This is a genomic window from Micromonospora sp. NPDC049801 (assembly GCF_040656575.1).
In the GTDB taxonomy this organism is placed as follows: Bacteria; Actinomycetota; Actinomycetes; order Mycobacteriales; family Micromonosporaceae; genus Micromonospora.
The window spans coordinates 358,837-380,795 of the sequence record NZ_JBFAMS010000001.1; the positions used below are offsets into that span (position 1 = coordinate 358,837).

Annotated in this window: 23 protein-coding genes; 4 read left to right on the forward strand and 19 right to left on the reverse strand. The window is 72.4% G+C overall.

Features of this window, described 5'->3' with window-relative positions; all coding sequences use genetic code 11:
- Positions 1-47: 47 nt before the first annotated feature.
- The 12 genes from AB0I89_RS01640 to AB0I89_RS01695 all read right to left on the reverse strand — a co-directional run bounded on the left by AB0I89_RS01640 (position 48) and on the right by AB0I89_RS01695 (position 14,341).
- Positions 48-818 carry an ABC transporter ATP-binding protein gene (locus AB0I89_RS01640; protein WP_357118423.1) on the reverse strand — a complete coding sequence of 257 codons (771 nt, stop codon included), beginning with the start codon at positions 816-818 and terminating at the stop codon, positions 48-50.
- Complete coding sequence (locus AB0I89_RS01645; RefSeq protein ID WP_357118426.1) at positions 818-1,561, reverse strand: ATP-binding cassette domain-containing protein; 744 nt, start codon at positions 1,559-1,561, stop codon at positions 818-820. The genes AB0I89_RS01640 and AB0I89_RS01645 overlap by 1 nt, the downstream gene beginning before the upstream one ends.
- Complete coding sequence (locus AB0I89_RS01650; RefSeq protein ID WP_357118429.1) at positions 1,558-2,568, reverse strand: branched-chain amino acid ABC transporter permease; 1,011 nt, start codon at positions 2,566-2,568, stop codon at positions 1,558-1,560. Before AB0I89_RS01650 ends, AB0I89_RS01645 begins: the two co-directional genes overlap by 4 nt.
- Positions 2,565-3,461, reverse strand: coding sequence for a branched-chain amino acid ABC transporter permease (locus AB0I89_RS01655; protein ID WP_357118432.1), 897 nt, complete (start codon positions 3,459-3,461; stop codon positions 2,565-2,567). The genes AB0I89_RS01650 and AB0I89_RS01655 overlap by 4 nt, the downstream gene beginning before the upstream one ends.
- Complete coding sequence (locus tag AB0I89_RS01660) at positions 3,458-4,651, reverse strand: ABC transporter substrate-binding protein (protein WP_357118435.1); 1,194 nt, start codon at positions 4,649-4,651, stop codon at positions 3,458-3,460. Before AB0I89_RS01660 ends, AB0I89_RS01655 begins: the two co-directional genes overlap by 4 nt.
- Before the next feature lie 39 nt (positions 4,652-4,690).
- A complete protein-coding gene (locus AB0I89_RS01665) occupies positions 4,691-5,095 on the reverse strand; it encodes a roadblock/LC7 domain-containing protein (protein WP_355051152.1) in 405 nt (134 codons plus the stop codon).
- Positions 5,096-5,111: 16 nt separating this feature from the next.
- Complete coding sequence (locus AB0I89_RS01670; RefSeq protein WP_357118440.1) at positions 5,112-7,568, reverse strand: nitrate- and nitrite sensing domain-containing protein; 2,457 nt, start codon at positions 7,566-7,568, stop codon at positions 5,112-5,114.
- Between the two features lie 179 nt (positions 7,569-7,747).
- Complete coding sequence (locus AB0I89_RS01675; protein WP_357118443.1) at positions 7,748-8,227, reverse strand: helix-turn-helix transcriptional regulator; 480 nt, start codon at positions 8,225-8,227, stop codon at positions 7,748-7,750.
- Between the two features lie 240 nt (positions 8,228-8,467).
- Entirely contained in the window at positions 8,468-9,760 is a 1,293-nt protein-coding gene (locus AB0I89_RS01680; protein ID WP_357118447.1) for a cytochrome P450, read from the reverse strand.
- 338 nt (positions 9,761-10,098) lie between these two features.
- Positions 10,099-13,011, reverse strand: coding sequence for a glycosyl hydrolase (locus AB0I89_RS01685; protein ID WP_357118450.1), 2,913 nt, complete (start codon positions 13,009-13,011; stop codon positions 10,099-10,101).
- Between the two features lie 172 nt (positions 13,012-13,183).
- Positions 13,184-13,558 (reverse strand): hypothetical protein, encoded by a 375-nt coding sequence (locus tag AB0I89_RS01690; RefSeq protein ID WP_357118454.1) that lies wholly within the window; start codon positions 13,556-13,558, stop codon positions 13,184-13,186.
- 63 nt (positions 13,559-13,621) lie between these two features.
- Positions 13,622-14,341 carry a DUF1223 domain-containing protein gene (locus tag AB0I89_RS01695; RefSeq protein ID WP_357118457.1) on the reverse strand — a complete coding sequence of 240 codons (720 nt, stop codon included), beginning with the start codon at positions 14,339-14,341 and terminating at the stop codon, positions 13,622-13,624.
- Between the two features lie 236 nt (positions 14,342-14,577).
- Between AB0I89_RS01695 and AB0I89_RS01700 the strand changes: the two genes are divergently transcribed.
- The 3 genes from AB0I89_RS01700 to AB0I89_RS01710 all read left to right on the forward strand — a co-directional run bounded on the left by AB0I89_RS01700 (position 14,578) and on the right by AB0I89_RS01710 (position 16,586).
- Positions 14,578-15,750: a beta-propeller fold lactonase family protein gene (locus AB0I89_RS01700; protein WP_357118460.1), complete on the forward strand. Its 1,173-nt coding sequence runs from the start codon at positions 14,578-14,580 to the stop codon at positions 15,748-15,750.
- Positions 15,751-15,930: 180 nt separating this feature from the next.
- On the forward strand, positions 15,931-16,200 hold the full coding sequence (locus AB0I89_RS01705; RefSeq protein WP_357118463.1) for a GlsB/YeaQ/YmgE family stress response membrane protein: 270 nt from the start codon (positions 15,931-15,933) through the stop codon (positions 16,198-16,200).
- A 95-nt stretch (positions 16,201-16,295) separates the two neighbouring features.
- Positions 16,296-16,586: a GNAT family N-acetyltransferase gene (locus AB0I89_RS01710; protein ID WP_357118466.1), complete on the forward strand. Its 291-nt coding sequence runs from the start codon at positions 16,296-16,298 to the stop codon at positions 16,584-16,586.
- Positions 16,587-16,594: 8 nt separating this feature from the next.
- Here the strand turns inward: AB0I89_RS01710 and AB0I89_RS01715 are convergent, their stop codons facing one another.
- From AB0I89_RS01715 to AB0I89_RS01725, 3 genes are read right to left on the reverse strand one after another with little or no spacing between them, the layout of a single operon-like run.
- Complete coding sequence (locus tag AB0I89_RS01715; protein WP_357118469.1) at positions 16,595-17,038, reverse strand: SRPBCC domain-containing protein; 444 nt, start codon at positions 17,036-17,038, stop codon at positions 16,595-16,597.
- A 1-nt stretch (position 17,039) separates the two neighbouring features.
- Positions 17,040-17,390, reverse strand: coding sequence for a metalloregulator ArsR/SmtB family transcription factor (locus tag AB0I89_RS01720; RefSeq protein ID WP_357118472.1), 351 nt, complete (start codon positions 17,388-17,390; stop codon positions 17,040-17,042).
- Positions 17,387-17,845, reverse strand: a complete 459-nt coding sequence (locus AB0I89_RS01725) for an SRPBCC domain-containing protein (protein WP_357118475.1) — start codon at positions 17,843-17,845, stop codon at positions 17,387-17,389. The genes AB0I89_RS01720 and AB0I89_RS01725 overlap by 4 nt, the downstream gene beginning before the upstream one ends.
- Before the next feature lie 191 nt (positions 17,846-18,036).
- On the opposite strand from AB0I89_RS01725, the gene AB0I89_RS01730 reads away from it, so the two are divergent.
- Positions 18,037-18,753 (forward strand): isocitrate lyase/phosphoenolpyruvate mutase family protein, encoded by a 717-nt coding sequence (locus AB0I89_RS01730; RefSeq protein WP_357118478.1) that lies wholly within the window; start codon positions 18,037-18,039, stop codon positions 18,751-18,753.
- A gap of 118 nt (positions 18,754-18,871) precedes the next feature.
- Here the strand turns inward: AB0I89_RS01730 and AB0I89_RS01735 are convergent, their stop codons facing one another.
- The 4 genes from AB0I89_RS01735 to AB0I89_RS01750 all read right to left on the reverse strand — a co-directional run bounded on the left by AB0I89_RS01735 (position 18,872) and on the right by AB0I89_RS01750 (position 21,875).
- Entirely contained in the window at positions 18,872-19,732 is an 861-nt protein-coding gene (locus AB0I89_RS01735; protein WP_357118481.1) for a class I SAM-dependent methyltransferase, read from the reverse strand.
- A gap of 119 nt (positions 19,733-19,851) precedes the next feature.
- Positions 19,852-20,586 carry a DUF1963 domain-containing protein gene (locus AB0I89_RS01740; protein ID WP_357118484.1) on the reverse strand — a complete coding sequence of 245 codons (735 nt, stop codon included), beginning with the start codon at positions 20,584-20,586 and terminating at the stop codon, positions 19,852-19,854.
- Positions 20,587-20,670: 84 nt separating this feature from the next.
- Positions 20,671-21,600 (reverse strand): 5'-3' exonuclease, encoded by a 930-nt coding sequence (locus AB0I89_RS01745; RefSeq protein ID WP_357118488.1) that lies wholly within the window; start codon positions 21,598-21,600, stop codon positions 20,671-20,673.
- 59 nt (positions 21,601-21,659) lie between these two features.
- Positions 21,660-21,875: a hypothetical protein gene (locus AB0I89_RS01750; protein WP_357118491.1), complete on the reverse strand. Its 216-nt coding sequence runs from the start codon at positions 21,873-21,875 to the stop codon at positions 21,660-21,662.
- Positions 21,876-21,959 lie beyond the last annotated feature (84 nt).

The following is a 21,959-nucleotide window of genomic DNA, read 5'->3' on the forward strand; positions in this document are numbered from 1 at the left end:
GAGTGGGTGACTGCGGGGTGTCGGCCCCGCACGCGAGGGCCGGCTGACTACGGGGTGTCGGCCCAGAGCCGTGGGCTCGCTCCGGTGCCCGGCGGTGTGCGGGTGGCGGTGATGCCGACCATCGCCTCCAGGCGGCCCGGGTCGCTGCGCGCCTCGGTGGTCGGCCGGTCATAGATCACCCGGCCGTACTCCAGCACCGCCACCCGGTCGGCGACCTCGATCGCGTGGCGGAGCTGCTGCTCGACGAGCAGCACCGTCAACCCGTTCGCGGCGAGGTGACCGACGAGGTCGCGGACCCGCGCGGCCAGGTCGGGCGCGAGCCCCTCACAGGGTTCGTCGAGCAGCAGCACCCGCGGCTGGCCGAGCAGCGCGCGGGCGATGGCCAGCATCTGCTGCTCGCCGCCGGAGAGTTCGCAGCCACGGTGTCGCAGCCGTACCGCCAGGCGCGGCAGCAGCTCGAGGATCCGGGCCACCGTCCAGCCCTCGCCGCCGGGTGTCGCGGCCCGCCACGGCGCGGCCGCCAGGACGAGGTGCTCGGCGACCGTCAACCGGGAGAAGACCCGCCGGCCCTGCGGTACGAGGCCGACGCCGGACTGGGCGACCCGGTGGGGTTGCCGTCCGGCCACGTGGACGCCGCCGATCTCGACGCGCCCGCTGGAGGCGCGCACCAGCCCGGCGATGGTGTGCACGAGGGTGCTCTTGCCGGCGCCGTTGCGACCCACCACGGCCTGGATGGTCCCCGCCGCCACCCGCAGGTCGACGTCGTGCAGCACGGTCCCCCCGGCGTAGCCGGCGCAGAGCCGCTCCACGTACAGCATCAGGACACCCCGTCGGCGTAGGCCCGCCGCACCAGCGGCGAGGTACGGATCTCGTCCGGTGTGCCGGCGGCCACCGTCCGGCCGTCGCGCAGCACGGTGACGGTGTCGCAGAGGGCGTACACCAGGTCCAGGTGGTGTTCGACCAGCAGCACGGCGACCTGCCGGGGCAGCGCCGCCAGCAGTTCGGCGAGCCGGCCGACCTCGCTGGCGGACAGTCCGGCCGCCGGTTCGTCGAGCAGCAGCAGGCGGGGACGGCCGGCGAGGGCCATCGCGATCTCCACCTGTCGGCGTTGCCCGTGTGCGAGCTGACCGGCGGGTACCGTCGCGAGGTCGGACAGGTCGAGCTGATCGAGCAGCGCGGTGGCGCGCCGTCGGGCGGCGTCCCGGGTTCCACCGGGCCACCAGCGGTGTGGTCGGACCGTCCGGGGCAGCGCGGCGACCTCGATGTTCTCGCTGACGGTGAGGGTCGCGAAGACGGCGGGCCGCTGGTGTGTCCGGTCGATGCCGCGGCGGGCCCGTGCCGCCGGCCCCAGCCGGCTGACGTCGCTCCCGGCGAAACGCACCGTGCCGTGCTGCGGGCGGGTCGTCGCGCCGAGCACGTTGAGCAGGGTCGTCTTGCCGGCCCCGTTGGGCCCGATCAGGGCGTGGCGCTGGCCGTCGTGCACGCACAGGTCGACGTCGGTGAGCGCGGCGAGCGAGCCGTACCGCACGGTGACCTTCTCGGCGCTGAGCAGGCAGGTCATACCCGTAGCTCCGGTGTGCGGGCGGCTGCCGCGGCCGGGCGGTCCAGCGTGGGGACGGGTTGCCGCGACCGAGGGCGGCGGACCCGGGTGACGCCGGTGGGCAGCAGGTAGACCGTCGCCACGAACAGCGCGCCCAGCACCAGCGGCGCGTGGCCGGGCAGGACCCCGAACAACCAGTCGCGTACGGCGATGACGAGAACCGCGCCCACCAGCGCGCCGCCGACCGACGCGGTGCCGCCGATGACGACGCCGAGCAGCAGCAGCGCCGAGGTGTCGAAGCCGAAGTCGGCGGGGGAGATGTACTGCTGGGCGACGACGAGCAGCGAGCCGGCCGCGCCGGCGATCGCCCCGGCGGCGACGTGCGCGCCGGACAGGTACAGCGGCACCCGGTGCCCGCTGGCGCGCAGCCGCGCCTCGTCGTCGCGGGCGGCCCGCAGCAGCAGTCCGCCGCGGGTGCGCACCAGCAGCAGGACCACGCCGACAAGCGTCGCCACGACGATGAGGGTGTAGACGTACCGGGCCCGGTCGGAGGCCAGCACCGGCAGTCCCCACAGCGGACGGACCGGGGTGATTCCGGCCAGGCCGTCCGTGCCGCCGGTCACCGACCGCCAGCGTCCGAGGACGGTCACGACGAGCTCGCCGATCGCCAGGGTGATCATCAGGACGATGACGCCCCGGGCCGGCACGACCAGCGGCAGCGTCACCGCGGCGAGCGTCGCCCCGGCCAGCGCCGCCACGGCGACCTGCACCACGCCGACGTCCGAGACCTGGCTGCCGAGCACCGCGCTGGCGTACGCGCCGGCGGCAAAGGGCGCCGTCTGACCCAGGGTGGGCAGGCCCGCGACACCGGTGAGCAGCGCGACGCTCACCCCGACCAGACCCAGCGCGAGGGTCCGGGCGAGGATCGCCGCGGTGTAGTCGTCGACCACCCACGGGGCCACGACCAGGCCGGCGACGACGAGCACCGCGATGGTGGCGCGTACCCGGCGGAGCACTCCGTCCCTCACGTCGTCGCCCACCGCAGGGCCAGACCGCGCGCCCGGACGGCGAGCACGGCGGCCATGGCGGCGAACAGCAGGAACGGCGCGGCGGACGGCAGCAGCGCCACGCCCAGCGTCTGGATCTCGCCGACGGCGAGGGCCGCGAGCAGGGTGCCCACCATGGACCCGAGCCCACCGAGGACGACGACGACCAGCGACAGCAGCAGCACCGTGTCGGCGGTGTCCGCGCCGGGGCCGATGATGGGCGCGCCGAGGACCCCGGCCGCGCCGGCCAGCGCGCCACCGGCGGCGAGCACGCCGACGCGGATCCGTGTCGGGCTCACGCCCAGGCAGGCGACCATCTCCGGGTCGTCCACGGCCGCGCGGACCAGCATCCCGGCGCGGGTCCGCCGCACGATCAGGTAGAGACCGGCGGCGAGCGCCGCCGCCACGACGATGAAGACCAGCCGGTACGCGGCGTAGCGGTGCCCGGCGACCGCCACCGACCCGTCGAGGGCGGCCGGGACCCGTACCTGCGGGTCGTCGGGGCCGAAACCGGCGACGAGGAGGCTGCCGCCGGCCAGCGCCACCCCGAAGGTCAGCAGCGCCTGGGTGAGGTGGTTGCCGGTGGCGACCGGCGTGAGCAGCCCGGCGAGCACCACGCCGGCCGCGGCGGCGGCCAGCACACCGACGCCGAGAGCCAGCGCGAGGCTCGCCCAGCCGCCGTCGAGCACCGCCGCGGCGGTGTAGCCGCCGATCGCGTAGAGCATGCCGTGTGCCAGGTTGAGGATGTTGGCGACGCCGAAGCAGAAGACCAGGCCCGCCGCGGCGACGAACACGAGCAGCCCGTAGGCGACACCGTCCAGCGCCGGGATGAGGTACGGGTCGATCCGGTTCGTGCCGGCCGCCACGGTGTTCACCGGCCGACGGTCGCGAGGTCGCCCACGACGGTGTTGGACAGCGCCCGTCCGTCCTGGCGGACCTGACGCAGGTACCACTTCTGCACCGGCGAGTGGGTGACCGAGGAGAACTGCCACGCGCCGCGCGGGCTGGCGATCTGCCCGAGCTTGCCGATCTCCGCGTTGATCGCCTCCGGTGTCGGGTCGCTGCCGGCGGCCCCGATGGCACGGTCGAGCACCGCCGCCGCGTCGTACGACGCCAGGGCGTACGTCGTCGGCGACCCGTCGTGCTTGGCCTTCCACGCCGCGACAAAGTTGCGGTTCTCGGCGTTGTCGAGGTCGGGGGAGTAGTTGAGCACGGAGTAGATGTCCCGGGCCGCCTCGCCCTGGGCGTTGAGCACGCCGCCCTCGGTCAGGAATCCGGCCGCGTACAGCGGGATGTCCTTGATCTCGGACTGGGCGTACTGCTTGACGAAGTCGACGGCGGCGCTGCCGGCGTAGAAGGTGTAGACGGCCTGCGCGCCGGAGGCCTTGATCCGGGCGAAGTACGGCGTGAAGTTGGTGGTGGCCGGGAACGGCGTGAAGGTGGTCTTGCCGTCGGGGTTGGCGAGCGTCCCGCCGGCCTTGGCGAACGCCTCGGTGAAGCCCCGCAGCTCGTCCCAGCCGCCCTGGTAGTCGGGGCCGATGGCGTACACCGAGCCCTTGACGTCGTCCTTGACGTGCTGGGCGATCGCGGCGCCCGGCTCGTCGGAGAGGTACGAGGTGTGCCACACCCGGGAGACGTCCTTGATCTCCGGTCGGCCGTTGGAGCCGACGAGCGGCACCTTGGTCTCTTGTAGCAGCGGGTAGACGCCGGCGACCGAGCCGCCGCCGACGATGCCGGTGAGCGCGGCGACGCGGTCCTGCTTGAGGAGCTTGGTCGCCGCCGGCACGGCGGTCGCGGCGCCGTTGCCCTCGTCGGCGACGACGAGGTCGACCTGCCGGCCGCCGAGCTTGCCGTCGTGGGTGTCCAGGTACAGCTCGAAGCCGTCGCGGATCTCCTTGCCGACGGACTGGTACGTCCCGGACAGCGACGCGAGGAGTCCGATCTTGATGGACCCGCCGCCGCTCGTGGCCGGTTCGTTGGCTGCGCAGGCCGTGCTCACGGCGAGCACGAGCGTGAGCAGCGTGGCGCCGACGGCACGGCTGCGCGCAGGGGTGGTGAGGGACATGTCGTCTCCAGGGGAAGAGGGAGGGGGTCGGTCGGTGGGTCAGCGGCTGCGGGCGAGCGCCGCTCGGGCCGCGGGGGTCAGCGCGTCGCCGATCCGGTTCGCCAGCTCCGTCATCTCGTAGGACACCTTGCCCACGTCGCAGTCGGGCGCGGCGAGCACGAGCAGCGACGCGCCGTCGTTGAAGGCCATCGAGAACATGAAGCCGCCCTCGAGCTGCGTGACGTTGGAGATCACCGCCCCGGCGTCGAAGAAGGCCGCCGCGCCCCGTAGGAGGCTGACCAGGCCACTGCCGGTCGCGGCGAGCTGGTCCGCCCGGTCCGGCGGCAGGTCGCGGGTGGCGGCCACCATCAGGCCGTCACTGGAGATGGCGATCGCATGGCTGACCTCGGTCGCGCGCTCGGCGAAGCTGTCCAGCAGCCAGCCGAGGTCCTGGTGGTCGGTCACGTGCTCTCCTGTCCCGTCACTTGTTGCTCAGGTTGATCGGGGTACGCCGGCGGGCCGCCACTCCGCGCGCGTACGCGGCCATCGCGGTGGCGACCTGGGCCGGGTCGCGGTACTCGGAGCGTTGCTGCGGGGCGGGCGGGGTGACGCCGCCCGGCACCAGATGCCGCTGCGGTTGTCGTTTGGGCAGCCCGGCCGTGGTGGTGGTGGCCACCTCGGGCGTCTGGGCCTGGGCGGCGGTCTGCCACGCGTCGTCGGCGGGGCTGGACCACTGGCGGCCGTTCGGGGCGTCCACGACGTCGGCGTGGAACCAGTGGTTGACCTGTTCGAAGATGAGCAGCTCCTCGGTCGGCGCGTCGGCGGGGTCCAGGCGGGGCGTCGGGCGGAACACGGGCGCCGCCGGCAGCGTCCGCGTGGCGGGGGCGCGCCCGGCGGTGGGTTCCGGGCCGGGCCGGTACGGGGGCGGGGCGGCGGACGTGCGGGCGGCCCGCCGGGACAGTCGGCCGGGCGCGAGCAGGTACTCCTCCGGCGGCAGTGACCGGATCATGGCAGCGGGTAGCGTCGCCTCGGCGAGGGTGCCGCGTCGGGGGCCACGGCGTAGTTGGACGCTCGCGCCGAGGCGGGCGGCGAGCTGACCCACGACGACCAGGCCCATGGCCCGGACGGCGGCGACGTCGATGGCGGGTGGCCGGGCCAGCAGCTCGTTGAGTTGCTGCAATCGTTGCGGGGGCAGGCCCACGCCCTCGTCGCTGATCTGGACGATGACCCGGTCGCCGAGGCTGCGGCCGCTCACCCAGGTCTCGCTGCCCGGCGGTGAGTAGGCCGTCGCGTTGTCCATGAGTTCGGCGAGCAGGTGCACGACCTCGTCGACGGACTTGGCGGCCACCGCGACGTCGCCGTCGACCATGCCGAGCCGGATCCGCGGGTAGTGCTCGATCTGGGACTGGGCGGCCTGGAGCACCTGTTGCAGGGGGACGTCGTGTTGGCGTACCCGGCCGACGCCGACGCCGCCCAGCACGAGGAGGCTGGCGTTGATCCGGCCCATCCGGGTGGCCAGGTTGTCCAGGGCGTAGAGCTGGTGCAGGCGGTCGGGGTCGGTCTCGTCCCGTTCGACCCGGTCGACCTGCGCGAGCACGGCGTCGACGAGCCGCTGTTCGCGTCGACTGAGGTGGATGAAGATGTCGGCGGTGTTGGCGCGCATCACGGCCTGCTCGGCGGCGGTCCGCACGGCGGCCTGGTGCACGGCGCTGAACGCCTGACCGAGTTCGCCGATCTCGTCGTCGCTGGATGCCTCCAGGGCCGCCGTGGACTGTTGGCGGGCCAGCTCGTCGGGGTCGACGCTGGAGCTGTCGGGGCGTTGCAGCCGGGCCACCACGGCGGGGAGCTGTTCGAACGCGACGGCGTTGGCCGCGTCGCGCAGTCGTCGCAGCCGGCGGGTGATCTGCCGGGCGACGGCCCAGGTCACCAGGGCGGTCAGCACCAGCGCCAGGAGTACGCCGACGGCCTCGGCCACGGCCCGGCGGCGCTGGTCGGCGTACGCGGCGCGCACGTCGTCGAGCACCGCCACGTCGACGCGGCCCCGCAGGTCGGCCAGGCGGGCGGCGCGCTGTTGCGTCGTGGTGACCCAGTCGGCGGTCGCCAGGCGCAGCGACGATCCCGGTTGGGCGCGGTTCACCTCGTCCTGCATCCGTTGCAGGGCGAGCGCCTCCGTGCCGGTGCCGGCCTGCTCCCACCAGAGGCCCCACTCGGCCGGGGCGAGGGCCAGGAACGACAGGCTGGACTCGGTGTAGCTGGTGCGGGCGGCGGTGATGTCCTGCTGGGTGGCGGGGGTCAGCTCGCCGGCCGCCACGGCCCGCAGGACGGCGACCTGCTGCTGGCCGATCGCCTCGGCGGTCTTCGACAGCGCGGCCGAGGCGCGGATGCCGTCGGCGAGCCGCGCGTTGACGACGCCGTGCGAGACGTTGTCCCGGAAGGTGATGAGGTCGGCGATCGCGATGCGGTAGCTGAACGTCATCGCGGACACCGAGGCGTGTTCGGCCGTCCGGACCTGGGTGCGCAGCGGTGCCAGGCCGTCGAGCGCGGCGTCTACGCGGCGCAGGAGCGGGGCGTTGGCGTCGGTGGGCACCCGGTCGCGCTGGCGGCGGTAGCGCGCGACGGAGGCGTCGGTGGCGGCCATCTCCGTGCCGAACGCGTCCTGCTGTTCGGCGGCGGCGTTGGTGAGCAGGTCGGCGGCCGCGACCCGTTCGCGTTGCAGCCGGTACGCCAGGTCACCGGCCTCCGCGCCGAGGCGGGCCAGCACCTCCAGGTCGCTGGCCCGGCTCGTCTGGCGGGCGCTCTCGGTCAGCGCGAGGCCGGCGAACCCGATGACGGCGACCAGTGGCGCCGCCACGATGAGGCGCATCCGGCCGGCGATCTTCCAGCCGCGCTGGCGGGTCGGGTAGGGTCGGGCCGCGTGGGACCTCGTGCTCGACGCCAAGATTGACTCCCGCGACTCGTCGATGACGGTCTATACGCACCTTGCCGAATGCAAGTCCCATTCCGCCGGAACCCGCGTTCGGAGGCCAGACCTCGCGGTGGTACAAACTGGCCGTACCAGCATCTGTACCCAGAGTCAGCGGCCGGTGGCGTGCCGCCTCCGGCCGGTGTGGGACGCGCTCAGGGCTGATCGTCGAAGCGCTCCGGCCCGCGCCGTGGTGCGGCGTCGTCCGCCTCGGGTTGGCTGCTGAGCACCTGACCGATCAACTCGCGCAGCTCGTCGATGGCGTCCACCACGGCGCCCGGGTCGCGCGCGTCGCGACGACCGCGCTGGCGCGGCACGGGTGGGTCGAGGCGAGCGCGGTCCGAGGATCGCGGACCCCGTCGACCGTCCGCCGCCAACTGTTCGGCCGCGACCTGCGGCCACAGTGTGGCCAGCCGACCGCCGGTGTCGAGCACGTCGTCGCAGCGGACCGCGAACTCCTGGCTGCCGAAGCGGCGGCCCGACTCCACCGCCGCGACCGTCTCCCGGCTGAACCGCACCAGGTCCGCCAGGGCCCGCTGGGTCAGGCCCCGCCGTACCCGGCAGGCGCGCAGCTCCCACCGGAACTGTTGGCTGGCCGCGGAGTACGCGGCGCTCGGCGGGGGCGTGTGCTCCATGCGCTCACCTTCGTGGCGTCCGCGAATCAGCGACGGGCGTCAGATCGAGATTGACCGACGGGCCGGACATTCATAGGGGGCAATTCTTAACCCATGACACGATGGGTGTGAAGACGTGCGCGATGAATTGTCGCGCAATGCGCGACAGATCCACGCGCCCGACTCGTCCGCAGGTGTCGGCAGCGTCCTGCCGATAGGACCCGGGCCGCCGCACCGGTCGACACCGCCGTGGCCTGCCCGTCAGGCGGCCTGTGCCGTGGCCGGAGCGGTCGGGGTTGCCTCCGGGACGTCGGCGGGCGCGTGGATGTCGATTGTCGCGAGCAGGGCGTCGTGCGCCCGGAACGACACATTGGGTGTGAACGAACGGCGATGGTCGGGGGAGAGGCGCAGGCCGGGAATGGTCGCGGCGAGGTGGGTCAGCGCGACGTCGGCCTCCAATCGCGCCAATGCCGCGCCGATGCAGAAATGTGGTCCGTGGCCGAATGACAGGTGATCGGCGGCGTCCGTACGGTATGGATCGAACCGGTCCGGTCGGGCGAACACCAACGGGTCCCGGTTGGCCGCCCCGATCATCAGCAGGCAGCGTGCGCCCGCCGGAATGGTGACCTCGCCCAGGGTGACGTCCCGACGGGTCACCCGCAGCCAGCCGTCGATGGCGGGCGCGAACCGGAGGGTCTCGGCCACGAAGGCGGGCACGGAACGCGGGTCGCCGACGAGTGCGCGCCACCGGTGCGGGCTGGACAGGGTCGCGTCGAGCGCGTGGGCGAGCAGCCCGGCGGTCGTCTCGTGTCCGGCCACCAGGAGGTTGAAGGCGAGGCTCGCCACCTCCGGCACGGTCAGCACGTCGTCGTCATCGTCGCGGTAGGCCAGGGCGCGGCTGATGAAATCGCCGCCCTCGGCGCCGCTGTCGAGTCGCTGCCGCACCAGGTCCTGGCAGTAGCGCCAGAAGTCCAGCAGGCCCCGGGCCAGGCGTACCTGCTCGTCCTCGTCCGGTTGCCCCCAGATGAGGGCCACCTGGCCGTCCGCCCACCGCCGGATCCGGTCGACGTCGGCGTCGGGAACCCCGAGGATGTCCAGGATGACCAGCAGCGGAAGCTCGGTGGTGAACTCCCGGACGAGGTCCACCCGCCGGCCCTGCTGAGCGACGAGCCGGGACACCAGGTCCTCGACGCGGCGGCGGACGATCCGGCCGTACTCCGCCTCGGCCCGCTCGGCGGTGTTGGCGAAGGTCGCCCGTAGGGCGCGGCGGGTGCGGGGATGCACCGGTGGGTCGGCGGCGACCGTGGTCGGCGGCGCGTCGAGCTGCGTGACGAGGCTCATCGCCGCCGGGCAGACCTCGTACACCGGGGCCAGGGTGAGGGCGTTGCCGAACGTCGTGGCGTCGGCGAGGGCCCGCCGGACGTCCGCGTGCCGACTGATCAACCACAGGCCCAGATCCTCGGCGTACAACGCCCGAGCGGGATCGTCGAGAATGCGTCGCCAGGTGGCGGCGGGATCGCTGAGATAGGCTCCTGAGTACGGATTCAACTGCATCGAATGCCTCCTGACACGCCGCGCGAATTCAGCGGCGCTCGCATTCCGTCCGTCGCGCGAGGCGGGCCGACAATGGTGGGCATCCGCCGCCTGCTCCTCACGGTGCGCTGCCCCGATGCGTACGTCAAGATTGGTGTCTATCTATTTAGCGGTGCCGTGATTTGTGAAATGCAGGACCATCTCGGCCCTCGCCCGCTGCACGTTGCAGGCCGGTGCTTGCCCCGATCCGTCGTACCCGCGCTTCCCCATTTCCGGGCAACGATCGCCCGGGCCCCGGGTGACGGCACCGCGCCCACCGTCGGCCGGGGCACGGCCGACGGCGGGCGCGGAGGGACCGGTCAGGAGTACGGAAGGCGCAGCACCGACTGGTTGCCGATGCCCAGGGTGGTGGGGTTGTTGCCGATGGCCGACCAGACCTCCACCCGGACCGTGCCGTTGCTCAACGTGCCCAACGTCCCGGTCGCCGAGGCCAGGCCGGCGCTCTGGGTGTAGTGCTCGTAGCCGGTGACCGGGTCGGTGGCGAAGTAGCGCCACGTCTCCGTCCGGTCCCAACTGCCGTTGCCGGTCAGGTCGTAGGAGACCCGTACCTGCGTGCCGTTGCCGACGGCGGTTCCCGCGTCCACGAACAGGTCGAACGCGGTCTGCGCACCGGAGTAGGTGAGGTTCAGGCCGGTCGCGGTGAAGACCTGGGCGTTCGTCGGCGTACCGTCGTGGTTTCCGTTGGCGGCCGCGACCGTGGTCGTGGCCGTGCTGCCCGCGTTGCCCAACCCGCCACCGGCGAGCAGGTACCGCGTCGGCGAGCCCGAGCTGGGCGGCGGCGTGGTCGGCGGGGCGGTGGTCGGTGGCGCCGTCGTGGGCGGTGCCGTCGTGGGCGGTGCGGTGGTCGGCGTGCTCGTCGGCGGTACGCCGCCGGAGGCGTTGCCGCCGCTCCAGGTGTACGCCCCGGTGGTGGCCGTCCGTCCGGCCCCTACCGTGAGCCGCGTGCCGTTGGAGAACGTGACGGTGATCGGGTTCGCGGTCGGGTTCGACGCCACGTAGGTGCGCGCGCCGTTACGGGAGAAGACCGCGCTGAGCGGGTGGTTGGCGCTGACCGTCGTGTCGACGGCGCCCAGCGCGGCGAGGTTGCGGATCCAGTGGAAGGTGTGCGCCCGACTCTCGCCTTCCTCCGGGGTGTAGCCCGGGTTGGCGCGCAGGTTGGCCAGGGCCGCGTCGGGGTCGCCGAGGGCCTGGAACTGCCACAGGATGTCCTGCCACACCGTCGGCGGCCCGCCGTTGTTGCGGACCAGTTCGGCGTAGTTGGTGCGCACGTACGCCGGGTTGGCGCCCAGGTAGAGGTGCCCACCGGTGACCGGCAGCAGGTTGATGCCCTGGATCATCTCCGGCTCGCCGCTGAACCAGGTGGCGTACGCCCCGCCGTCGCCCCAGACCATGCCGACGGTGGAGTGCCCGAAGGCGGCCGGGAAGTTCTGGTCGCTGACGTCGAACCAGTACTCCTGGATCGCGGCGGCCTGTGTCGTGTAGAGGAAGATTCCGGCGTCCCGGACGGCGGTGTCGCCGGTGACCTGCCCCCACTGGATGAGGGCGTTGGCGAAGTTCATCCCCTCGGAGGACGACTCCTGGTTGTTGCCGGAGCCGAACGAGCCGTGCCCGGACGCCCAGTCGTGCCCGGCGTAGATGTCGAAGTCCCGCAGGTACGGGAAGCGGGTGTCGTCGCGACGGTAGTTGTTGGCGTCGCGGATCAGCAGGTCCACCATGCCGCCGTAGCGGCTGCTCGCGGCCCACGACGGGTCGAACTTGGCCAGCGTCGCGGCGGCGGCGACGAAGTAGCCGTAGTGGAAGTGGTGGTCGTTGAGCTCCTGGTCGGAGCCGTACGACGCCGGGTAGCCGATCAGGGTGCCCCAGTTCGCGTCGTAGTAGAAGAGCTTGCTGGTCTTGCCCGTGGAGGCGGTGAACCAGTCGGTGAGCGTGGAGCGGATCGCGTTCAGCGCGCTGTCGCGGGTGGTGGTGTCGTTGACCAGGTCGGCGATCTCGGCGATCCGGGCGGCCCGGCCGAGCCCCTTGCCGGTCCAGTACGTGTCGTTGCCGCGCTGGTCCATCGGGTTGCTCCGGGCCGCGGCCAGGTGACCGGTCAACGTGGACAGATCCGATCCACTCCCGTCGCCGACGGCCGGCAGCTCCGGCAGCACGCCCTGGAACGTCATGGCGGTACGGAACTGGCTGATCCCGGTGAGGACCTTCATCCGGCCCCGCGCCGACGGGTAGGTCGGCGTGATCGGGGTCGAGCCCGACAGGGACTTCCACTGGTGCGGGTAGAGGCTCACCACGGTCTGCGTGGCGCTGCCCTCGCGGGCGGTGGTGGTGAAGGCGTACGTCGTGCTCAGGCCGTTGGTCGACGGGTCGTAGGAGTAGGAGACCCGGGTGCCGGTGACGTGGGCGTGCGCGTACCGGCCGTAGCTGGTGGCCAGGTCGGCCCGCTCGCTGGCGCTGCCCGTCGGGGGCAGCAGGGCCACCGAGAAGTAGCCGCGACCGGCCAGGGTGGACGAGATGCGGCTACCGCTGACGGCCCAGCTCGCGCCGCTCGGGGCGTACGCCACGTAGTCGTGGCCGTTGACCCGGAAGCCGATGGTGGTCCCGCTGTTGGACCACACGTCGGGGGTGCCGGACGTGCCGATCACCGCGTCCCCGCCGGTGGCCTGGAAGTAGGCGAACGGCAGGCCGTGGCCGATGGTGGCGCGCAGGGTGCGGGCCCCGTCGCTCCAGTACGGGCTGACCGTCCAGTCGGTCCAGCCGTCCACCTTGACCTGGGGCGCGGCGAGCCCGGCCACGCCGACGCGGATGTCCTGCACGTACGGGTAGTGGTACTCGCCGACGCCGGTGGCGGTGCCGCTGATGGCGGGGGTGGAGTTGGCCGAGAAGCCGAGCCCGTCGGTGAACGTGTCGTACGAGGTGGGGTGGGCGTGCAGGGGCTCGCTGAAGGCGCAGTCGGTGCGCTTCCACAGCAGCGAGGACCACCAGTCGTTGGTGGGCACCGCTCCGGCGGGGGCGTTGGCGGTGGCGAACTGCCGGGGGTTGCTGGACATCTGCCCGCAGCCGGTGGGGAGAGCGCCGACCGGGGTGGTGGTGTAGCTGCCGGCGCCGACGGGCGCGGCCTCGGCGGCACGGGTGACGGGGATCGTGAGGCCACCGACGACCAGGGCCAGGGCGGTGGCGGCTGCCAGCGCCCATCGGCGGTGGGGGACGGGAGGTTTCATGGTGCCTCCATCGCGCGTCCGGGCGCGGATCGTGCCGCCCCGGCGCCTTGCGTCTGAATTGTGGAAAACGTCGATCGAGAGAGCGCTCTCTCAGACGGCACGGTAATCGACCGTCGAGATTCCCGTCAATGTGTCCGTTCGGTTGCGTGCGGATGTCGCGAACTGACCGGGGTTACCGGCCGACCCCGTCCAGCTCGGCGTGCAGCGCCTCCGGCGCGCGCATCCGCCAGGCGTCGGTCACCAGCTCGCTGAGCCGGTCGACGTCGACGGCCGCCAGGCGCAGCAGCACCAGCGGCAGGCCGTCGTACCCGGGCGTGGTGAAGAAGACGTCGGGCTCACCGAGCAGCAGCGCCTGCTTCTCGGCCTCGTCCCCGACGAACAGCACCGCGATGTCGAGGCGGATCACCCGTGGCCGGCCGGGCGTGCGCTCCGGATAGGACCAGACGAAACCCTTGTCGGCCACCCGGAAGTCGAAGCCCTCGCTGTCGATCTCGACGGTCTGGGGCAGGGCCAGGGCCAGGCGGCGGACGTCGTCGGCGTCAGCCACCGGGACCCCGCACGTCACGCGCCATTCGCATGAGCCGAGAGTACGCACCGGGACCGACAGGACTCAGCCGGACAGGTCGACCGCCGCGGCGCCCACGACCACCCGGTCGGCCTCGCGCTGGACGTAACCGATCACCGTGGCCTGGCCCGGGTCGAGGTCCGGCGGCACGGCCAGCTCCACCTGCCCCCGCTCGCCGTGCAGGGGTGTCGACGCAAAGGCGCGTACGACGTTGTCCTGCCGCAGCGTCCGGCCGGCGTTCTCGCCCCGGGCGATCGCGCTGTCCAGGCCGCGCTGCACGATCGCCACGTTCACCACCGCGCGCTGCGGCGGCCGCTCGACCCGGTAGTCCAGGACCAACGGCGTGCCGCCTCCGCCGACCTGCGGCACTGACACCGTCAGGGGCGCGGCGGCGGCCGACGTCAGGGCGGACGCGATGGCGCTCGCCGCCCGGCCCCGGTCGGAGCCGACGAACTCCACGCTGCCGTTGACGATCATCTGCGGGGTGTAGAGACGTCCGGAGCCGAAGGCGCGGGCGTACGCCTCCTGCCGTGCGGTGTGTGCCGCGTCCGCGAACTGGTCGGGCCAGCCCAGATCGTCCCAGTAGTCCACGTGGAAGCCGAGGGCGAACACCGGCTCCCCACGCGTGCGGGCGTCGCGCTCGATCTCGGTGAGCAGCTCCTCGGCGGGCGGGCAGCTGTTGCAGCCCTGGGAGGTGAACAACTCCACGACGGCGACACCACCACCGTTCATCGACGAGCGTGGACCCGGTGCGGGGTTCGTCATGGTGTGTCTCCTCCGGTGCGACCGCTGACCGCTCTGCGATTCCCCTTACCGCGCCGACGACGCCTGGGCAGCGAGGTGGTTCCGGCTCCTGGAACGCCTCTTGTAGCACAAATCCGCCGTTACGCGCGGCGATGCCACTTACGGGTAACCAACCGCGAAGGGGGATCTTCCTCCGATAGCTTGCGAAGGAGAGAAAAACTCTCATTCTTCGTGAGTTGCGGCTAAGGAGATCAGTGATGAAGCGCAGCGTAGCGCTAGCGGCGGCCCTCCTGGTGGGTCTGACCAGCGCCGGAACCCTCCCCGGGGCCGCCTTCGCGGACGGCGGTCCCGCAGGTGGCCATGATGACGGCGGGGGACGCGGCCACCACCGGGGCAGCGAGGGCGCGGTCTTCGTCCAGACCAACAAGGCCGAGGGCAACACCATCAAGGTGTACGAGCGCGACGACGACGGCCAGCTCAGCAAGGCGGGGGAGTACGAGACCGGCGGACTCGGCGGCTTCACCATCGGCGCGCCGGTCGACGCGCTGGCGTCGCAGGGGTCGTTGATCTACCACCGCGGGCTGCTGTTCGCCGTTAACGCCGGCAGCAACACCGTGACCGTCTTCGACGTCGACGGCACCCGGCTGCACAAGCGGCAGGTGATCTGGTCCGGGGGTCTGCTCCCGGTCAGCGTCACGGTCCGCGACCACCTCGTCTACGTGCTCAACGCCGGTGGCGAGGGGTCGGTGCAAGGCTTCGAGCTGGACAAGGGACGCCTGTCGCCGATCCACGGCGCCAACCGCTCGCTCGGCCTGCACAACGGCAACCCGCCGGCGTTCATGACCGCTCCCGCCCAGGTCAAGATCGACCCGGAAGGCGAGTTCGTCCTGGTGTCGACGAAGGCGGCCAACGTCATGTTCAGCTACGAGATCGGTCGCCACGGCGAACTGTCCCGCCAGCCGGTCATCAGTGACGCCGGGTCCACGCCGTTCGGCTTCACCTTCGACAGCGAGGACTCGGTGCTGGTCACCGAGTCCGGCAGCAACGAGGTCAGCCGCTTCGAGATCGACGACGACGGCGCCCTCGACCAGTTCGGGCCGTCGGTGCCGAACGGCCAGCAGGCGCCCTGCTGGATCCAGCGGGTCGGCGACTACTTCTACGTCGCGAACGCCGGCAGCTCCACGATCAGCGCCTACAAGGTCGACGACGACGGCAAGCTCCAGCTCGTGCACGGCGTCGCCGCCGACACCGGCGGCGGGTCGATCGACATGACCACCAGCGACGGCTTCCTGTACGTCCAGAACGCCGCCGCCGGCAACGTGCAGGGCTACGAGGTGAACGACGACGGCTCGCTGCGCCTCGTCACCACCGTCGAGGGCCTGCCGAAGTTCACCGACGGCATCGGCATGGAGGGCATCGCCGCCTCCTGACCGTCCACACCCCGCTGGTCCCGGTCGATTTCGGCCGGGACCAGCGCGCGTTCCCGTCCCGGCCGGGACATGACAACTGTGTGACAAATCAGCCCGCGGGCCGATCGCCGGTTTCGGCGGGGCCGGGCGTGGGGCAACCAGACGTCGCTGACGACAACGCATTCGGAAGGGACGGCCCCCGTGGAAATCCAGGGCTTCTTCACCGCCATCATCATCGGCCTGGTCATCGGCGCCCTCGGTCGCCTCGTGGTTCCCGGCAAGCAGAACATCTCGATCGTGCTCACCCTGGCGATCGGCGTGCTCGCCGCGATCCTCGGCACGCTCGTCGCCGGTGCTCTCGGCGTCGACGACACCGCCGGCATCGACTGGATCGAGCTGCTCCTGCAGGTCGTGTTCGCCGCGATCGGTGTGGCCGGCACCGCCGCCGTCCTGGGCCGGCGGCGCTCCTGACGCCCCGCTCCCTCGGGGGCCCGCGTCCCCCACGCGCCCGTGGCGACGACTGGTCGCCACGGGCGCTGTGCTTGGATGATCCGGTGCAGTTCACCGTGACAGACGTGCCCGCGCGGGAGCGGTTTGAGGCGCGCGACGAGACGGACGCGGTCGCCGGCATCGTCACCTACCAGCTGACCGGCGCCATCATCGCCTACACCCACACCGAGGTCGATCCGGCGTACGAGGGTCGGGGCGTCGGCTCGACCCTGGCGCGCGCCGTCATGGACGACGCGCGCGCCAAGGGCCGCAGCGTGGTGCCGATCTGTCCGTTCCTCGCCGAGTGGCTGGTGAAGCACCCCGAGTACGAGGACATCGTCGTACGGTCCACCCGCAAGGTGAAGTAGCCCCGCGCTCAGTGCCAGTCGCTGATCGCGACGTCGTCCGGGGCGGGCCTGCCCCGCCCGGTCTCCACCAGCTCCTTCAGGCTCATCAGGAACGTCGCCCACTTGGTGCTGCAGTGGTGCATGAACTCGCCCGGCGCACGCCAGCCCTCGTGGGCGAACAGGACGATCGTGTGGTCGCCCCGCTGGTCAAGGTGCCAGTCGATCTCGGTGCCGACCCATTCCTCGGGACCCCCGGTGACCCGCCAGCGGACGTGGCCGCCGGGGTCCAGGTCGAGGACCTGCATGTCGAAGCCACCGACGTCGCCGAACCGGAAGGCCAGCTGCCCGCCGACCTCGCTCGTGCCGACCGTGTCGGTCGTCCACCAACCGGCGAGTCCCTCCGGGGTGGCCACCGCGCGGTAGACGTCGTCGAGCGGGGCGACCACGCCGACCCGGTGCAAAATGTCGACCATCTCATTCTCCGTGGTTGTCGGTGCGGTGACGTTCGATCGTCTCGGCGATCCGCTTGATCCGGCGCAGGCGGGCGTCCCAGGTCGCCCCGACGGCGGTCAGTTGGGCGACCGCGCGGGCCAGTTGCGCCTCGTCGACCTGGTAGTGACGCTCCCGACCGGCGGGAGTCGAGTGGATCAGGCCCACCCGGTCCAGGACGGTCAGGTGCTTCGAGACGGCCTGGCGGGTGACGGGGAGTCGCTCGCTCAGTGACGTGGCCGTGCCGGGCCCGCCGGTGAGCAGCAGGTCGATCATGCTGCGCCGGATGGGATCGCCGATCGCCGACCACAGGGCATCGTCGACTGCCGTGGTCATGACGTGGCGACCAGCCGGGTGACGTACGCGCCGAGGTTCGGGACGTAGTGGTTCCACCCGCTGACGTGGTCCTGGTACTGCTTCTCCAGCAGGGCGACCTCCCAGCCCATCTCGCGGAACCCGGTCTCCGTCATCCGGACGCGGGTCCCCGTGGCGGTCGGAACGAGGTCGAAGGTGACCAGCAACGACTGGCCGCCGCGGTCCGGCTCGGTGAAGCACCACCGGAAGGAGAACCGCTTCGGCGGGTCCACGTCGACGACGGCCAGGTCGACGGTCGTCGTCGCGCCGGTCTGCGCGTCGCGCCACACCAGCTCGCCGGGCGCGCCCGCGACCGGTTCGAACCGGGCGTCGTCCGGCCACCACTCCCGCACGTGCTCGGGCTGGCTGATCACCTCGAAGACCACCTCGGGTGAGGCGTCGACGTCGATGTCGCGTTCGATCACTCCGTACTCCATGCGTACCACCCTCCCGCAACCTTTGGTTGCGTCACGGTACAACGGCCCGGCGGCGACGTGCAACCTTTCGTTGCGCGTCGGCGCGGCGGGTCTCCCGGCGGCATGGCGCGTGCGACGGCGGTACGGTGCAGGTCGGGTGGCCTGTCCGGCCCGCACCGTCGTCCCTTCACGACCCCCGGGAGACCTGAACGATGACTGCCTCCGTGCTCCGTGCCCTGCACCACGACCGCCCGGCCGGCGACCCGCTCGTCCTGCCGAACGCCTGGGACGCGGGCAGCGCCCGGGTCTTCGCCGACGCCGGATTCGACGCGCTCGCCACGCCCAGCGCCGGAGTCGCGGCCTCCCTCGGCTACGAGGACGGCGCGACCCCGGCCGCCGAGATGTTCGCCGCGGTGGCGCGGATCGTCCGGGCCGTGTCCGTACCGGTCTCCGCCGACGTCGAGGACGGGTATGGGCTGACGCCCGCCGAACTGGTCGAGCGGCTGCTGGAGGCCGGTGCCGTCGGCTGCAACCTGGAGGACTCCGAGGGGCACGCCACGCTCAAGGAACCGCAGCGGCACGCGGACTGGCTGGCCGAGGTGCGGGCGGTGGCCGGCGACGCGCTCGTCATCAACGCGCGCGTCGACACCTTCCTGTTCGGCACCGGCGATCCGGCCGACGCGATCGCCCGCGCGAAGCTCTACGTGGCGGCGGGGGTCGACTGCGTCTACCCGCTGCGCGCGCCCATCGACGTCCTTCCGGCGCTGCGCAAGGGCATCGCCGGCCCGATCAACATGGCCGCCGCCCCGAGCCGGGAGTCGGTGGCCGCGCTGGCCCGCAACGGCGCCACCCGCATCACCTTCGGCCCGGGCCTGCAGCGGTACGCGATGGGCGCGATCGGCGACCTGGCGGCGAACCTGCGCGTCTAGTGCCGTGACCACGAACGTTCACGTTGGCCGACAGGCCGTCGGGCCTGTTGGTCGGACGGCGTCGTGGCGGTCAGGCTGTGTCGGTGACAGATCTCGTACGGATGCGGCGGCGCAGTGATCAGGGCGCGGCGCGAACCGCCGAGACGAGCCCGCCCGCGCCCTCGTCCTGCTGCGGCGGGGTGAGCGCAGGACGTCCGTAGGCCTCGGCGCGCTCACGCAGGGTGAAGGCCTCCGCCTCCCAGCCGAGGCCGTCCAGCCAGCCGACCGGGTCCTCCGGCATCTCCCAGACCCACATCGACGCTGCCGATCCCGAAACGGCATCCCCCCGGAAGCGTTCGACCACACCGCGCGAGCCCAGTGTGAGGCCCATCCTGCTGCCTGCGGCGGACAGCGCGCCGACCCGTTCGAGCAGCGACTCCACTGCGTCCCCGGGTAGATAGATCAGCAGCCCCTCGGCGATCCACACCGTCGGCTGCGCCGGATCATGCCCGGCCGCGGCCAGGGCGGCGGACCAATCCTCGCGGAGGTCGACCGGGACGGTGATCCGCTCGCAGCGCGGAACGGCACGCTCCTGACGCAGCACCGCGGCCTTGAAGCCCAGCGGTTCGGCCGTGTCGACCTCGAACAACCGCGTACCCGCGGGCCAGTCCATCCGGAAGGCCCTGCTGTCCATCCCGGCCCCGAGCAGCACGACCTGCCGGACGCCGGACGCGACCGCCCGATCCAGCAGGTCGTCCAGAAACTTCGTCCGGATGACGATCGAGAAGGCCACACCGAGCCAGCGGCGCCGCGCCGCCTCGTCCGTGCGCGGGGGCGGCGGCGTCCCGGGGCCTCTCCCGCCGGCCGTGGCGAATGCCAGCGCCAGCGGGTCGCGGAACAGCGGCTGCTCGCGTGCCGTCTCCATTGCCCGCACCCGGGCCACGCCCACGGCTGTGGCCCACACCCCGGACGGTTCGATCGGTTCCGCCGCATGAGTCATGCGTTCAGCCTAGCTAGGCGGCGCGTCACCCAACACCGTGAACGTTCGTGGTCACAGCACTAGGGCGGTGCCCCGACACCGTCGCGCCGCCACACACGCCGTCGGCGCCCCTGACCGGGTCAGCCGTTGAAGTCCGTCATCAGCCAGATCCGGTCGAAGGCGCGCTCGGCCAGGTCCGTATGCCTGATCATGAAGTTGACGACGATCAACGTCTCGCCGAACGCGTCACCCACCTGCCCCTCGTCCAGCCAGACGGTGGCCAGCACGGTGTGCTCGGCGCCGTCGAGGATGGGATTGTCCGCGCCGCCGGTGCTGGCGGCGCCGTAGCCGCCGAGGGAGAACTCGTGGTCGTTGCCGTCGAGGTACCACATCACCTCGCCGATCGCCTCCTCGACCTCGTCGTCCAGACGAAGGTCGAACGGCGCTTCGCGCTCGTTCTCCGGAAGGCTCCAGCCGGCACGAGCGTGCAGCGGAACCGGATCGAAGACCGGCACTCCGGGGCTGGGGCGCTCGGTCAGCGCAGTGTCGGCCGGCACATGCACGACCCGGCACCGGGTGGGCGTGAAGCGCGGCTCGACGAAGAACAGCAGCGACCCGTCGGCCGGCAGGTCGAGGTCGTGCCCGTGCGAGGGGATCGCGGCGAGGTCGAGCGTCAACACGAGACACTGCCCGGGCGGCCACTCCTGGCCCTGCGGCAACGCTGCGAGACCGCCGAACCGACCGACCACCGGCAGGCCGTCGCCCTTCGGAACCAGCTCCGTCTGTGGTCGGGCCAGCCGCACCCAGCGCTCGATCTCGGCCAGCGGCACGCCCTTTTCCCGGGCCGCGCCCCGGAACTCCTGTCGTACGTCCATGGCCGGGCATTGTGCCGGAAAGGTCCGACAGACATCGGGGCGCGACCGCCACGCGGGTTCGACGCCGCGCCGGGCCGGGTCTCCTCAGCCGGCGTCGACGCGGGCGGCCAGGGCGTCCACGAGTCGGCGGGCGGAGCCGGCCAGGTTCCACCGGCCGGCCAGGTCGAGCAGCCGCTCCGGGTCGGCGGGGGCCGTCGGCAGCGCGGTGGGCAGCTCCGGCAGGGCCACGTCCAGGGCCACCCGGACCACCGTCGGCGCGACGGCCAGGTAGTCGCGGGCGCCCGCCAGCTTGGTACGCAGACCCGGCGCGAACGACGAGTCGGAGTCGTCCAGCGCGGCCAGGACGCCGTCGATGCTGCCGTACCGCTCGATCAGCCGTGCGGCGGTCTTCTCGCCGACGCCCGGCACCCCGGGCAGCCCGTCGCTGGGGTCGCCGCGCAGGGCGGCGAAGTCGGCGTACCGATCGGCCGGCACGCCGTAGCGGGCGCGTACCGCCGCGTCGTCGCAGTCGTCGAGCTTGGCCACGCCGCGCCCGACGTAGAGCAGGCGCACGTCCCGGGAGTCGTCGACGAGCTGGAACAGGTCCCGGTCGCCGGAGACCACCTCGACCGGGCCCGGCTGGGTCACCGACAGCGTGCCGAGCACGTCGTCGGCCTCGTAGCCCTTCGCGCCGACGGCGGTGATGCCGACCGCGTCGAGGACCTCGAGGATCATCGGCACCTGGGGGGAGAGCGTGTCGGGGACGACCTCGCCGCCCTGCGGGGCCACCCGGTGCGCCTTGTACGACGGCAGCAGCTCGACCCGCCACGCCGGTCGCCAGTCGTAGTCGAGGGCGCACACCATCCGGTCCGCGCGGCGACCACGGATGAGCGTGGCAAGCATGTCGAGGAAGCCACGTACCGCGTTGACGGGCGTGCCGTCCTCGGTGCGCGCGGCGGACTCCGGAATGCCGAAGTAGGCCCGGAAGTAGAGGCTGGCTGCGTCGATCAGCAGGATCGGGGGTCGGTGTGCCACGCCCGACAGCCTGGCACAGCCCTCCGACGATCAGCGGTACGCCCGGCCGCCCAGCGGCGTCAGCGCCGATAGACGGTGTCGCGGCGGGCGAGGTGCTGCACCACGTAGCTGGTCACCAGCAACAGGATCGCGACCACCACCTCGACCCAGGCGGCGACGCCGTCGGCCACCGTCAGGCCGATCACGAGCAGGACCAGGCAGACGAGCGCGAGGACTCCGGCCCACAGTTGCCGACGACGGCGGGTCGCCGCCCGGTTCGCGTCGTTCGATGTCACGTCGGCCCTCCCGGTCGGGGCCACCCATGTCGGCCTCCCGATCCCAGGCTATGGCCCCCGCCCCGGTCCCACCCGGGAAACCAG

Bases quoted from the DNA above. Each gene is read 5' to 3' on its own strand.
- AB0I89_RS01740 (WP_357118484.1), bottom strand. From the start codon at position 20,586: ATGGACGTACGACAGGAGTTCCGGGGCGCGGCCCGGGAAAAGGGCGTG.
- AB0I89_RS01645 (WP_357118426.1), bottom strand. From the start codon at position 1,561: ATGACCTGCCTGCTCAGCGCCGAGAAGGTCACCGTGCGGTACGGCTCG.
- AB0I89_RS01715 (WP_357118469.1), bottom strand. From the start codon at position 17,038: ATGGTCGACATTTTGCACCGGGTCGGCGTGGTCGCCCCGCTCGACGAC.
- AB0I89_RS01685 (WP_357118450.1), bottom strand. From the start codon at position 13,011: ATGAAACCTCCCGTCCCCCACCGCCGATGGGCGCTGGCAGCCGCCACC.
- AB0I89_RS01640 (WP_357118423.1), bottom strand. From the start codon at position 818: ATGCTGTACGTGGAGCGGCTCTGCGCCGGCTACGCCGGGGGGACCGTG.
- AB0I89_RS01735 (WP_357118481.1), bottom strand. From the start codon at position 19,732: ATGACTCATGCGGCGGAACCGATCGAACCGTCCGGGGTGTGGGCCACA.
- AB0I89_RS01720 (WP_357118472.1), bottom strand. From the start codon at position 17,390: ATGACCACGGCAGTCGACGATGCCCTGTGGTCGGCGATCGGCGATCCC.
- AB0I89_RS01730 (WP_357118478.1), top strand. From the start codon at position 18,037: ATGACTGCCTCCGTGCTCCGTGCCCTGCACCACGACCGCCCGGCCGGC.
- AB0I89_RS01660 (WP_357118435.1), bottom strand. From the start codon at position 4,651: ATGTCCCTCACCACCCCTGCGCGCAGCCGTGCCGTCGGCGCCACGCTG.
- AB0I89_RS01700 (WP_357118460.1), top strand. From the start codon at position 14,578: ATGAAGCGCAGCGTAGCGCTAGCGGCGGCCCTCCTGGTGGGTCTGACC.
- AB0I89_RS01680 (WP_357118447.1), bottom strand. From the start codon at position 9,760: ATGCAGTTGAATCCGTACTCAGGAGCCTATCTCAGCGATCCCGCCGCC.
- AB0I89_RS01675 (WP_357118443.1), bottom strand. From the start codon at position 8,227: ATGGAGCACACGCCCCCGCCGAGCGCCGCGTACTCCGCGGCCAGCCAA.
- AB0I89_RS01695 (WP_357118457.1), bottom strand. From the start codon at position 14,341: ATGACGAACCCCGCACCGGGTCCACGCTCGTCGATGAACGGTGGTGGT.
- AB0I89_RS01725 (WP_357118475.1), bottom strand. From the start codon at position 17,845: ATGGAGTACGGAGTGATCGAACGCGACATCGACGTCGACGCCTCACCC.